The organism is Paracoccus aurantiacus (assembly GCF_007993065.1).
Taxonomy (GTDB): domain Bacteria; phylum Pseudomonadota; class Alphaproteobacteria; order Rhodobacterales; family Rhodobacteraceae; genus Paracoccus; species Paracoccus aurantiacus.
Map to the genome: position 1 here is coordinate 162,255 of NZ_VOPL01000005.1, position 13,054 is coordinate 175,308.

Here is a 13,054-nt window from a genome sequence, read left to right on the forward strand (position 1 = left end):
TGCGATGCATTTTCTGGCTAACGGAGACGAATTAGGGGTCGCGGTGGCGATCCTTCCGGCGGATCACGGTCGCAAGGTCGTGGGCCGGGTGGTTCTCGATTACGAAGCGCGCTGCCTGCGCCGAAAGCGCCTGTCGACCGAAGGCGGCGCGGCCTTCATGGTGGACTTGCCACAGACCGTCAGCCTCGACCCCGGCGCGGCCTTTGCGCTGGCGGACGGCAATGCGATCGAGGTGGTCGAGGCGCATGAACCCGTGCTGCGGATCGAGGGCGATCTGGCGCGACTTGCCTGGCATATCGGCAACCGGCATTGCCCCTGCGAAATGGCGGATGACCATTTGATTATCCGCGCAGATCCGGTGCTGGAAGACATGCTTCGCAAGCTTGGTGCGAATATTGCGAAGGGTTATGCGCCCTTCCGTCCCGAAGGCGGTGCTTACGGTCATGGACGGACCTTCGGCCATTCCCACTGAGGCCAACCAGCAGGGGGCGCGCCTGCTGGCCGTGCAGCTTTTGTCCCCGGCCTTCCCGACCGGGGCCTTCGCCTATGCGCAGGGGCTGGAATGGGCGATGGATCAGGGCAGCGTCAATAATGCGGCGACGCTGGCCGCGTGGATCGCTGATGTGCTGGAATATGGCGCGGGCTGGTCCGATGCGGTGATCCTGTCGCTGGCCCTGCGACCGGGCGCGGATCATGCGGCGCTGGACGAGTTGGCCCGCGCGATGTGCCTGACATCCGAGCGGTTGACCGAGACGCTGGAACAGGGCGCGGCCTTCGCCTCGACTGCCGCGCCGATTACCGGGGCGGATAGCATGCCGGTTGCGCTGCCCGTCTCGGTCGGTCGGGCGCTTGCGGGTTTCGGCTTGCCGCGGGCCGAAGTCATCGGGCTTTACCTGCATGGGCTGGCACTGAATCTTATTCAGGCGGCGGTTCGGTTCATGCCATTGGGACAGGCCGAAGGTCAGCGCATCCTTGCCAGCCTGTCGCCCGTGATCCTGCGCCTTTCGGCATTGGCTGCGGACGCGACCGAAGACGATCTGGGCGGCTGTGCCATTGGCGCGGAAATTGCCCAGATGCGACACGAAACAATGACAGTCAGGATATTCCGCACATGAAGAACGGCCCCCTTCGCGTTGGCATCGGCGGTCCCGTCGGTGCCGGCAAGACCACGCTGACCATCGAACTTTCCCGCCTGCTGGCCCCGCGCCTGTCGATGGCGGTGGTGACGAACGACATCTATACCCGCGAGGATGCCGAGGCGCTGATGCGCGCGCAGGTTCTGCCGCAGGACCGCGTTCGCGGCGTCGAAACCGGCGGCTGCCCCCATACCGCGATTCGCGAGGATGCCAGCATCAATCTGGCCGCGATTGCCGACCTGAACGAAAAGCTGCCGGATCTGGATCTGGTGCTGATCGAATCAGGCGGCGACAATCTGGCCGCGACCTTCAGCCCGGAACTGGCCGATCTGACGATCTATGTGATCGACACGGCGGCCGGGCAGGACATTCCGCGCAAGAAAGGGCCGGGGCTGGCACGGTCCGATCTGCTGGTCGTGAACAAGACCGATCTTGCGCCCTATGTCGGCGTCGATGCGGAACTGCTTGAAAGCGATGCGAAAACCGCGCGCGGGACGCGCCCGGTCGTCATGGCTGCGCTGCGGCAGGCCAAAGGCGCGGCAGATGTCGCGGAATTCATCATCCGAGAGGGCGGGCTGACCCCTCGGGCCTGACTTCGCGCGGCGAATGCCGATATTTCAGGCAAAGTCGCGCCAGTCTGGCCAATTTGACGCCAATTGAAAGGACGGCAGGGTCGAACCCGCCTCGCATGATTGCCTGAAAGCGCGGCAGCCGTTTTTCTGCAGATGCGAACGGCCCGAAGTGGCTGGAAGTGTGCGACGGCCAAACGCCTTGGAAACGATGCCGCCGCACGGGTGCAACAATGTTGCCGTCACCATTTACCACCGCTGCGGCCCGGCCGGAAGCGGGCAGATCGGTGCGGCCCGAAAGGGAAGAAGATGACGGGTTTGAAATCAATAATGGCAGGCTCGGCGCTGGGTCTGCTGCTGGCCGGCAGCGCATGGGCGCAGGACGACACGATCAAGATCGGCGTGCTGCATTCACTGTCTGGCACAATGGCGATTTCGGAAACCACGCTGAAGGACACTGTCCTGATGATGGTCGAACAGCAGAACGCCAAGGGCGGCGTTCTGGGCAAGCAGATCGAGGCGGTGGTCGTCGATCCGGCCTCGGACTGGCCCTTGTTCGCCGAAAAGGCGCGCGAGCTGATTTCCGATCAGGGTGTCGATGCGATCTTCGGTTGCTGGACCAGCGTCAGCCGCAAATCGGTGCTGCCGGTGATCGAGGAGTTGAACGGGCTGCTGTTCTATCCGGTTCAGTACGAGGGCGAAGAATCGTCGAAGAACGTCATCTATACCGGTGCCGCCCCGAACCAGCAGGCGATCCCGGCGGTGGATTACATGCGTGACGAACTGGGCGTCGAGAAATGGGCGCTTCTGGGCACGGATTATGTCTATCCGCGCACCACGAACACAATTCTGGAAGCCTATCTGAAGGATAACGGCACCACGCAGGACGACATTTTCGTGAACTACACGCCGTTCGGTCATTCCGACTGGTCGAAGATCGTGGCCGACGTCGTGGCGCTTGGCAAGGACGGCAAGAAGGTCGGCGTGGTATCCACCATCAATGGCGATGCGAATGTGGGCTTCTACAAGGAGCTCGCAGCGGCGGGCGTGTCCGCCGATGACATTCCGGTCATGGCCTTTTCCGTGGGCGAGGAAGAGCTTTCGGGTCTGGATACCGCGAACCTTGTCGGGCATCTGGCCGCCTGGAATTACTTCGAAAGCGCCGATACGCCTGAAAACGCCGCCTTCATCGAGGAATGGCACAAGTTCACCGGCGACGACAAGCGCGTGACCAACGACCCGATGGAAGCCACGATGATCGGCTTCAACGCATGGGTTGCGGCGGTTGAAAAGGCGGGCAGCACCGACACCGACGCCGTGCTGGATGCGATCGTGGGTGTCGAGGTGCCGAACCTGACCGGCACCATGGCGACGGTCCTGCCGAACCACCACCTGACCAAGCCGGTCCTGATCGGTGAAATCCGCGATGACGGCCAGTTTGACATCGTCAGCGAGACCGATCCGGTTCCGGGCGATGCATGGACCGACTTCCTGCCGGAATCGGCCGTGCTGGATGCCGACTGGCCGGGCAAGGAATGCGGCATGTTCAACACCGACACGAACAGCTGCGTGCAGCTGCAGTCGAACTACTGACCGGCGCGGGGCGGCCTCGTGCTGCCCCGACCGACCTGAACCGAAAGGGCCGCCATGCGCCGACTGCTTTTCTGCCTTCTTCTGCTGATCGCCGCGCCTGCATGGGCGCAGGATCTGCAATCGGTGCTTGATGCCAATCGCGACCAGATCGAAAAGCCCTCGCGCCAGACCATCGGGCCGGTCATTGCCGAAATCGCGGCCAGCGGCGAAGGTGCGGTCGCGTTTCTGGAGGCATGGGGCGACCGGCGCGTCGGCGTGACGGATGACGGGCGCTTTGCGATCATCGACGGCGATGCGGCGGCGGATGCGGTGACAGGTGCCGCGGTCGCAGGCGATGTGAAGGCGCTGAAGCCCAATTCCGGCGTGCGCGGGCTGATTGCGGCGGCGCTGGTGCCAGCGCAGCTTGCCGATCCCGATACCGCGCGCCGTCGCGCAGCACTTGATGCGCTTGGCCGCGATGCCACGGCGGAACATCTGCCGGCGCTGCGGGCTTCGCTGGACGATCCCGACCCCGGCCTAGCCGCCCGCAAGACGCGGCTGGAACGTCTGCTGACCGTCCGCTTCGACCCCGATCCCGCCGCGCGGGTCGCGGCAATCGAAAGCTTCGCCGGCGATACCGGGGCGGATGTGCAGGCGGCGCTGAACCCGCTGCTGTCCACCACCCGCATCGCGGCGACCGAACTGCCCGCAGATGCCAATATCGCCCGCAATCTTGGCGTCGGCAGCGATCTGACCCGAGAGGAGGCTTACCGGCTGCTGGTCGATGCCGAACTCGCCCGGCCCCGGCTGAGCGATGCCGAACAGAAATCGGCGCTTTCTGCGAATATCTCGGACGGGCAGGTCGGTAATATCCCCGTCGCAAATCTGGACAGCCCGGATGCCCGCGACCGCGCTTATCGCGCGCTGGCCGCCGCTGGCACCGTCCGCCCCGCTGCAAGTGCTGACGATGTCGATGCGGCGCTGGAAAGCCACGTTTTCGCCGATATTTACGACGAACCTTCGGCCGAGGTCACGGATGCCGCGCGCGGCACGCTGAACGGCCTTGTCTTTCGCGAGCGTGCGCAGCAAAGCGTCGATATTACGCTGGACGCGCTGTCGCTGGCATCCATCTATTTCCTTGCGGCAATCGGGCTTGCGATCACCTTCGGGGTGATGGGCGTCATCAATATGGCGCATGGCGAATTCATCATGATGGGGGCCTATACCGGCTATGTCGTGCAGGGCTTTATCGCCAACAAGACCGTGTCGCTGATCGTGGCGCTGCCTGCGGCCTTCATCGTCACCGCGCTGGCGGGGATCGTGCTGTATCGTCTGGTCATCCGGCATCTTGCCAAACGTCCGCTGGAAACGCTGCTGGCAACCTTCGGCGTGTCCATCGCGCTGCAGCAGCTTGCAAAGAACATTTTCGGCACGCAGGCGCGACCGCTGACCGCGCCCGACTGGCTGGGCGGGTCCGTAGGCTTTGGCGAGATTATCTCGATTTCCACGATCCGCGTCGCGATTTTCGTGTTGGCGCTGCTGTTTCTGTGCCTGTTCCTGTATATCACCAAGCGCACCCGGATGGGCCTGAACATGCGCGCCGTGACGCAGAACCCCGGCATGGCGGCCAGCATGGGCATCAACCCCGACCGGGTGGCGATGCTGACCTTCGGGCTTGGTTCGGGCATTGCGGGGATCGCGGGTGTCGCCATCGGGCTGTTCGCCAAGGTCACGTCCGAGCTTGGCAGCGACTATATCGTGCAAAGCTTCATGACCGTGGTTGTCGGCGGCGTCGGCAATATCTGGGGGACGCTGGCGGGTGCTGCGATGATCGGCGGACTGCAAAAGGGGATCGAGGTTCTGAACCCCGCGAATACGCTGGCCGCGCAGACATGGATGATCCTGTTCATCATCATTTTCATCCAGTTCCGTCCGCGCGGCATCTTCCCGACCCGTGGCCGCTTTGTGGAGGGCTGATCCATGCTGATCCGCAAATATCCGTCCGTGCTGATCTTCCTTGCCGTGCTGGCGATCTTCACGCTGGTCGTCACCATCATGTCGCAGGCTTATGGCACCGGCGCCATCCCGACCTCGACCGTCAAGCTGTTCGGCAAGACCCTGTGTCTGGCGCTGGCGGCCTTGGCGATGGATCTGGTCTGGGGCTATGCGGGGATCCTCAGCCTCGGCCACATGGCCTTCTTTGCCCTTGGTGGCTATATGATCGGCATGTGGCTGATGTATGCCCGGACCGAGGAGATCGTGACGGCGACGCTGGCCAATGCGCCCATCCCCGCGACCCCGGACGAGGTTCAGCAGGGCATTGCAGGCCAGATCTTCGGTGTCGTGGGCTCAACCGATCTGCCGCTGACCTGGACCTTCGCGGGCGACCTGAAGATCCAGCTTCTGCTGGTGCTGCTGGTGCCGGGCCTCTTCGCCTTTCTGTTCGGCTGGCTGGCTTTCCGGTCGCGCGTGAACGGCGTCTATCTGTCGATCCTGACGCAGGCAATGACGCTGGCACTGGCCTTGTGGCTGTTCCAGAATGACAGCGGCTTTCGGGGCAATAACGGCCTGTCGGGGTTGCAGAACATCCCCGGCCTGACCGACGTGCCGCAATCCACCATCTCGATCTGGTTCCTGTGGGCTTCGGCGCTGGCGCTTGGGCTTGCCTATATTCTGGCAAGCTGGCTGGTCAGCGGCAAATTCGGCAGCGTCATCCGCGCCATCCGCGATGACGAGGCGCGGGTCCGTTTCCTCGGCTATTCGGTCGAGGGCTACAAGCTGTTCATCTTCACCCTGACCGCGATGATCTGCGCCATTGCAGGCGCGCTGTATTACCCGCAGGCCGGCATCATCAACCCGGCGGAACTGGCCCCAATCGCGTCGATTTATCTGGCCGTCTGGGTTGCCATCGGCGGGCGGGGCCGCCTGTATGGCGCAGTCATCGGGGCGATCTTCGTGTCGCTTCTGTCAAGCTGGTTCACCGGCGGCAAGGCGCCCGATGGGAACCTTGGTTTCTACACGATCAACTGGGTGGACTGGTGGCAGGTTCTGCTGGGCGTGGCCTTCGTGCTGGTCACGCTGTTCGCGCCGCGCGGGCTATCATCCATCATCGACGCCGTGGCCGGGTTGCGCCACCCGATGCGGCGCGGCAAGGACCTCGGCCCCGATCTGGGTGCCCTGCGCGAGAAGGAGGCAGAGGCATGAGCGATCTTCTGGAAGTCTCGGGCATTTCCAAGTCCTTCGACGGGTTCAAAGCGATCAACAACCTGTCCTTTTCCATCGCCGAGGCGGAACTGCGCGCCATCATCGGCCCGAACGGTGCTGGCAAGACGACCTTCATGGACATCGTCACCGGCAAGACCCGGCCCGACGAGGGGCAGGTTCGCTGGGGCGAAACCTCGCGTTCGCTGCTGAAAATGTCCGAGGCCCAGATTGCCCGCGAAGGCATCGGCCGCAAATTCCAGCGCCCGACCGTGTTCGAGGATCAGAGCGTGGCCGACAACTTGACCATGGCGCTGAAGGCCCCGCGCGGTGCGTTTTCGGTGCTGGTCTGGAAGGCGGGGAAGGCGTCGCGTGCCCGTGTCGAGGAACTGGCGGCAGAAGTTGGCCTTGCTGAACAGCTTCACCGCAAGGCCGGAGAGCTTTCGCACGGTCAGAAGCAATGGCTGGAAATCGGCATGCTGCTGGCGCAGGAGCCACGCCTTCTGCTGGTCGATGAACCGGCGGCGGGCATGACGCTGGCGGAACGTGAACAGACGACGACGCTGCTGAAACGGCTGGCCGAGACGCGGGCGGTGGTTGTCGTGGAACATGACATGGAATTCGTGCGCCGCCTGAACTGCAAGGTGACGGTGCTGCATCAGGGGGCGGTGCTGGCTGAAGGCTCGCTTGACCATGTGTCGGCCAATTCCGACGTGATCGAAGTTTATCTGGGGCGCTGAGATGATCGAAGCTGACAACGTCACCCTGCATTACGGCGGCAGCCAGATCCTGCATGGCGTGTCCCTGCTGGCCGAACCGGGCCGCGTCACCTGCGTCATGGGCAATAATGGCGTTGGCAAGACCAGCCTGATGAACCTGCTGGCCGGACGGCATCCGCGATCCGGCGGGGAATTGCGGCTGATGGGCGAAAGCCTTGGCCGCGTCACCGCGCAGGAAATGGCGCGGCGCGGGGTGGGCTATGTTCCGCAGGGTCGCGCAATCTTTCCGCTGCTGACAGTGCGCGAAAACCTTGAAACCGGCTTCGGCTGCCTGCCTGCGGGCGATCGCAAGGTGCCGGGTGATATCTATGACAGCTTCCCGGTGCTGGCCGAAATGGCCGGGCGGCGCGGCGGCGATCTGTCGGGCGGGCAGCAACAACAGTTGGCCATTGCACGGGCCTTGGTCATCAAGCCCAAGGTTCTGCTGATGGACGAACCGACCGAGGGCATCCAGCCCAATATCATTGCCCAGATCGGCCGCGTCATCGCGGCCCTGCGCGACCGGGGCGATATGGCGATCGTGCTGGTCGAACAGTATTTCGACTTTGCTTGGGATCTGGGCGACAGTTTCAGCGTGCTGGAACGCGGGCAGGTGGTGATGGCCGGTCCCAAGGCCGATCTGCAGCGTGATGCGCTGCATAACCGGCTGGCAAACCTTGCCGCGGCGTAAGGTTAGCTGACGCGGGGCTTTATCTTGGCCGCAACGCGTTTATGCTGGCAAGGTTGAGCCAGAGTGAACCCATGTCCAGCCCGATCCGCTTTCTTTTGAACCATACCGAAGTGACCCTGCCCGAGGTCGCGCCCGACGACACGCTGCTGGATTTCCTGCGCCTGAACCGCCACCTGACCGGCACCAAGGAAGGCTGCGCGGAAGGCGATTGCGGGGCCTGCACGGTGCTGGTCGGGCGTCTGCATGACGGCGCGTTGCGCTATGAACCGATCAACGCCTGTATCCGCTTTCTGGCCGCCTGTCATGGTTGCCATATCGTGACGGTCGAACATCTTGCGCGGGGCGATGATCTGCATCCGGTCCAGCAGGCCATGGTCGATCATCACGGCAGCCAATGCGGCTTCTGCACGCCCGGTTTCGTCATGGCGCTGTATGCGTTGTGGATGGGCAATCCCGATCCCTCGGTGATCGAGATTGAAACGGCGCTGCAAGGCAATCTGTGCCGCTGCACCGGCTATGCGCCCATCGTGCGGGCGGCGCGCGCGGCTGCGCAGGCGGGCGGGCAGGCGATGGATGCGCTGGCGGCAGAAAGGGACCGCGTCGCGGCGACGCTGGCTGCGATCCCGCCCGGCGCGGACGTGGTGAAAGACGGCAAGCGCGCGATCCTGCCCGCCGATACCGACGCCTTTGCGCAGGCGCTGACGGACAACCCCGATGCCACCATCGTCGCGGGTGCAACCGATGTTGGCCTTTGGGTGACGAAATTCCTGCGCCCCATCGCGCCCGCCATTTTCATCGGGCATCTGATGAAGGGGATCGGGGTTTCGGACAGCGAGATCCGCATTGGCGCGGGCGTGACCTATTCTGAATTCCTGCCCGTGGTCGCGGACGCCTTTCCGTCGCTGGTCGACTATATCGAACGGATCGGCGGCTGGCAGGTGAGGAATGCGGGCACCGTCGGCGGCAATATCGCCAATGGCTCGCCCATCGGGGAAATGCCGCCGGTGCTGATCGCGCTTGGCGCACGGATCGTGCTGCGCCGTGGCGATACGCGGCGGGAAATCCCGCTGGAAAGCTTCTTCATCGAATATGGCAAGCAGGACCGCCAGCGCGGCGAGTTTCTGGAGAGCATCATCATCCCTCGGCCGCAGGGACGGATCGCGGGCTACAAGGTCTCGAAACGCGCGCATTCCGATATTACCGCCGTCGCCTGTGCTATCATGCTGCATGAGGAGCATGGCATGATCGTTGAAGCCCGCATCGCCTATGGCGGCATGGCCGGCACCCCGAAACGCGCCACGAAGGCTGAAGCCGCCCTGCGCGGCCGCCCCTTTGCCCGCGACAGTTTCGAGGCGGCTGCGACGGCCGTGGCCGAGGATTTCACGCCGCTATCCGACTGGCGCGCCAGCGAAGGTTATCGCAGCGCGGTGGCGGGCAACCTGATCCGCCGCTTCTGGCTGGAACAGGACGGCGAGGACGTGCGCCTGACCCGCGCCGCAGGAGAGTAAGATGAAGGATCGCAGCGACAGCGCCGTTACCGGCCTTGCCCACCAGCCCATCGCGCATGAATCCGCAAAGCTGCATGTTACGGGGCGCGCTGATTACACCGACGATCTGCGTGAACCCAAAGGCACGCTGCACGCGGCGCTTGGCCTGTCGAAATGTGCGCATGGGCGGATCGCGTCGCTGGACCTCGACCCTGTGCGCAATGCGCCGGGCGTGGTGGCGGTGCTGACGGCCGAGGACATTCCCGGCCATAACGACATCAGCCCCAATGGCCTGAACGACGACCCGATCTTTGCTGCAGACACGGTGATGTTCTGGGGGCAACCCTTGTTTGCCGTAATCGCGGAAACCCGTGATCTGGCGCGCCGCGCTGCGGCAAAGGCCAAGGTGGAATATGAGGCGCTGCCCCATGCGCTCGACCCCATTGCCGCGCGGGATGCGGGGATGGGCTATGTCACTGAGCCGCTGACCTTGAAGCGTGGCGATGCGCTGGCGGGGCTGGCAAATGCGCCGCGCCATGCTGCTGGACGGATGAAGGTCGGCGGGCAGGATCACTTCTATCTGGAAGGCCAGATCGCGATGGCCGTGCCGGATGCCGAGGAAATGCAGATCTATGTGTCCACCCAGCATCCCAGCGAGGTGCAGCATATGGTGGCGCATGCGCTGGATGTGCCCGCCAATGCCGTCGTGGTGAATGTGCGGCGCATGGGCGGCGGCTTCGGCGGCAAGGAAACGCAGATGAACCTGTTCGCCTGCGTGGCCGCGATTGCCGCGAAGAAGCTGGGCCGCCCGGTCAAGCTGCGCCCCGACCGCGACGAGGATATGAGCGCCACAGGCAAGCGCCATGATTTCGTCATCGACTATAAGGCGGGCTATGACGATCAGGGCCGCATTCTGTCGGTCGAGGGGGACTTCTACGCTCGCTGCGGCTTTTCGGCGGATCTGTCTGGCCCGGTGACCGATCGGGCGCTGTTTCATGCCGATAACGCCTATTACTATCCCGATGTGGTCCTGCGCAGTCACCCGATGCGCACGAATACCGTCAGCAACACGGCCTTCCGGGGCTTCGGCGGGCCGCAAGGCGTCATCATGGCGGAACGTCTTATGGAAGACATCGCCTATGATCTGGGTCTGGACACGCTGGAGGTGCGCAAGCGCAATCTGTATCAGAACGGCCAGCTGACGCCCTATCATCAGGAAATCGAAGATCAGATCCTGCCTCGGATATTTGAGGAGCTGGAGGCGTCCTGCGATTATGCCGCGCGGCGTCAGGCGGTGCTGGATCATAACGCGAAGGGCGGCGTCATCCGGCGCGGGATCGCGCTGACGCCGGTCAAGTTCGGGATCAGCTTCACCGCGACATGGTTCAATCAGGCGGGCGCGCTGGTTCATATCTATAATGACGGCTCGATCATGGTGAACCACGGCGGGACAGAAATGGGGCAGGGCCTGCACACCAAGGTCGCGCAGGTCGTTGCAGATGCCTTTCAGGTCGATGTGAACCGCATCCGCATGACGCGGACGACGACGGAAAAGGTGCCGAATACCTCGGCCACGGCGGCGTCGAGCGGCACGGACCTGAACGGGATGGCGGCACTGGATGCCTGCGAACAGATCAAGGCGCGGCTGGTCGCATTCCTGTGCGATGCGCGCGAGGCGACGCCCGATCAGGTCGAATTCGTGGCCGACCATATCCGCGTGAAAGGCGAGGATATTCCCTTCGCCGAGGTGATCGAAAAGGCCTATCTGGCCCGCGTGCAGCTGTGGTCGGATGGCTTCTATGCGACGCCGAAAATCCATTGGGACCGCAAGACCGGCACCGGACGGCCCTTCTTCTATTTCGCCTATGGCGCCGCCTGTTCCGAGGTCAGCGTGGATACCCTGACCGGCGAATATGTGATCGAACGCGTGGACGTGCTGCACGATGTCGGCCGTTCGCTGAACCCGGCGATTGATCTGGGCCAGGTCGAAGGCGGGTTCGTGCAGGGCACGGGCTGGCTGACGACCGAGGAATTGTGGTGGGACGACAAGGGCCAGCTTCGGACGCATGCGCCGTCCACCTATAAAATCCCGCTGGCTTCGGACCGACCCAAGATTTTCAACGTAAAGCTGGCGGAATGGTCGGTGAACCCTGAACGCACGATCAAGCGGTCCAAGGCCGTGGGCGAGCCGCCTTTCATGCTGGGCATTTCCGTGTGGGAGGCGCTGGGCCATGCGGTCGCGTCCATCGCGGATTACAAGGTCGCGCCGCATCTGGATGCGCCCGCCACGCCCGAAGAGGTGCTGAAGGCTGTTGAACGCATCCGGGGCCGCGCATGACCGTGCTGATCCGTGGGCGTGTGCTGACCTTCCACGCCGATCCGGCAGAGGTCGCGGACGCCTTCACCTATTTGAACGATGGCGCAGTGCTGGTGCAGGACGCCAAGGTCGTGGCGGTTGGCGACTATGCCGAACTGCGGCGCGACGATGCGCAGGAAATCGACCATCGCCCGCATCTGATCCTGCCCGGTTTCATCGACCCGCATATCCATTTCCCGCAGGTGCAGGTCATCGCGAGCTGGGGCGCGCAGCTGCTGGACTGGCTGCAGAATTACACCTTCCCCGAGGAAGCGCGCTTTGCCGATGAAGGCCATGCGACCCGCATGGCGGGCGCGTTCTGCGATCAGCTTCTGACGCATGGCACGACCACGGCCTGCGCCTTCGCCTCTGTCCATCCGGGCAGCGTCGATGCGCTGTTCACGGCGGCGGAAGCGCGCGGCATGGCGATGCTGGGCGGCAAGGTGATGATGGACCGTAACGCCATCCTGGCGGTGCAGGACACGGCCCAGCAAAGCTATGACGACACGAAAGCGCTGATCGAACGGTGGCACGGCCGGGGGCGGATCACCTATGCGATCACGCCGCGTTTCGCGATCACCTCGACCCCCGATCAGCTGGCAGCGGCGGGCGTGCTGGCGGAAGAACATCCCGACCTGCCGATCCAGACGCACCTGTCAGAGAACCTTGCCGAGATTGATTTTACCCTCAGCCTGTACCCGCAGGCGCGGGACTATCTGGATATCTATGACCGTTTCGGGCTGCTGGGGCCGCGCAGCCTGATGGGGCATTCTATCCACCTGTCTGAGCGCGAAATCGCGCGGATGGCGGAAACCGGAACACGGGCGATCCACTGCCCGACCTCGAACCTGTTTCTCGGGTCCGGCCTGTTTGACGAGGCCGGGCTGCGCAAGGCGGGCGTCGTCACCGGGGTTGCGACAGATGTGGGCGGCGGCACCAGCTATTCCATGCTGCAGACATTGAACGAGGCCTATAAGGTTCTGCAGATGCGCGGGCAGAACCTGCCCGCGTTGCAAGCCTTCCACTGGGCCACGCGCGGAAATGCGATTGCGTTGGGCATGGATGACCGGATAGGGCGCATCGCGCCGGGCTTCGACGCCGATCTGGTGGTGCTGGACAGTCGGGCCACGCCTGCCATGGCGCTGCGCGCCGAGCGCATGGAAACGCTGGCAGAAGAGCTGTTCCTGCTTCAGATCATGGGCGATGACCGTGCGGTTGTGGAAACCTTCGTCGCCGGCAAGCCGATGAAGGCTCGGGCCTGATTTTCAACAAAAGACGATAAAT

The 13,054-nt window shown here is 63.7% G+C and carries 11 protein-coding genes; all 11 read left to right on the forward strand.

Features of this window, described 5'->3' with window-relative positions; all coding sequences use genetic code 11:
- Nucleotides 1-4: 4 nt before the first annotated feature.
- The 11 genes from FQV27_RS13360 to guaD all read left to right on the forward strand — a co-directional run bounded on the left by FQV27_RS13360 (nucleotide 5) and on the right by guaD (nucleotide 13,032).
- Complete coding sequence (locus FQV27_RS13360; protein WP_147099351.1) at nucleotides 5-472, forward strand: urease accessory protein UreE; 468 nt, start codon at nucleotides 5-7, stop codon at nucleotides 470-472.
- Nucleotides 444-1,115 (forward strand): urease accessory protein UreF, encoded by a 672-nt coding sequence (locus FQV27_RS13365; RefSeq protein WP_147099353.1) that lies wholly within the window; start codon nucleotides 444-446, stop codon nucleotides 1,113-1,115. Before FQV27_RS13360 ends, FQV27_RS13365 begins: the two co-directional genes overlap by 29 nt.
- The gene (gene ureG, locus FQV27_RS13370; protein WP_147099354.1) at nucleotides 1,112-1,729 is read left to right on the forward strand and encodes an urease accessory protein UreG; all 618 of its coding nucleotides are present in this window, start codon (nucleotides 1,112-1,114) and stop codon (nucleotides 1,727-1,729) included. Before FQV27_RS13365 ends, ureG begins: the two co-directional genes overlap by 4 nt.
- Nucleotides 1,730-2,014: 285 nt before the next feature.
- The gene (gene urtA / locus FQV27_RS13375; RefSeq protein WP_147099356.1) at nucleotides 2,015-3,298 is read left to right on the forward strand and encodes an urea ABC transporter substrate-binding protein; all 1,284 of its coding nucleotides are present in this window, start codon (nucleotides 2,015-2,017) and stop codon (nucleotides 3,296-3,298) included.
- A gap of 54 nt (nucleotides 3,299-3,352) precedes the next feature.
- Entirely contained in the window at nucleotides 3,353-5,254 is a 1,902-nt protein-coding gene (urtB, locus tag FQV27_RS13380) for an urea ABC transporter permease subunit UrtB (protein WP_147099359.1), read from the forward strand.
- A gap of 3 nt (nucleotides 5,255-5,257) precedes the next feature.
- Entirely contained in the window at nucleotides 5,258-6,481 is a 1,224-nt protein-coding gene (urtC, locus tag FQV27_RS13385) for an urea ABC transporter permease subunit UrtC (protein ID WP_147099361.1), read from the forward strand.
- Nucleotides 6,478-7,218 (forward strand): urea ABC transporter ATP-binding protein UrtD, encoded by a 741-nt coding sequence (urtD, locus tag FQV27_RS13390; RefSeq protein WP_147099363.1) that lies wholly within the window; start codon nucleotides 6,478-6,480, stop codon nucleotides 7,216-7,218. Before urtC ends, urtD begins: the two co-directional genes overlap by 4 nt.
- 1 nt (nucleotide 7,219) lies before the next feature.
- Entirely contained in the window at nucleotides 7,220-7,927 is a 708-nt protein-coding gene (urtE, locus tag FQV27_RS13395; protein WP_147099365.1) for an urea ABC transporter ATP-binding subunit UrtE, read from the forward strand.
- Between the two features lie 71 nt (nucleotides 7,928-7,998).
- On the forward strand, nucleotides 7,999-9,435 hold the full coding sequence (xdhA, locus tag FQV27_RS13400; RefSeq protein WP_147099368.1) for a xanthine dehydrogenase small subunit: 1,437 nt from the start codon (nucleotides 7,999-8,001) through the stop codon (nucleotides 9,433-9,435).
- 1 nt (nucleotide 9,436) lies between these two features.
- Entirely contained in the window at nucleotides 9,437-11,752 is a 2,316-nt protein-coding gene (xdhB, locus tag FQV27_RS13405; RefSeq protein ID WP_147099370.1) for a xanthine dehydrogenase molybdopterin binding subunit, read from the forward strand.
- Nucleotides 11,749-13,032 carry a guanine deaminase gene (gene guaD, locus FQV27_RS13410; protein WP_147099372.1) on the forward strand — a complete coding sequence of 428 codons (1,284 nt, stop codon included), beginning with the start codon at nucleotides 11,749-11,751 and terminating at the stop codon, nucleotides 13,030-13,032. Before xdhB ends, guaD begins: the two co-directional genes overlap by 4 nt.
- Nucleotides 13,033-13,054: the final 22 nt, after the last annotated feature.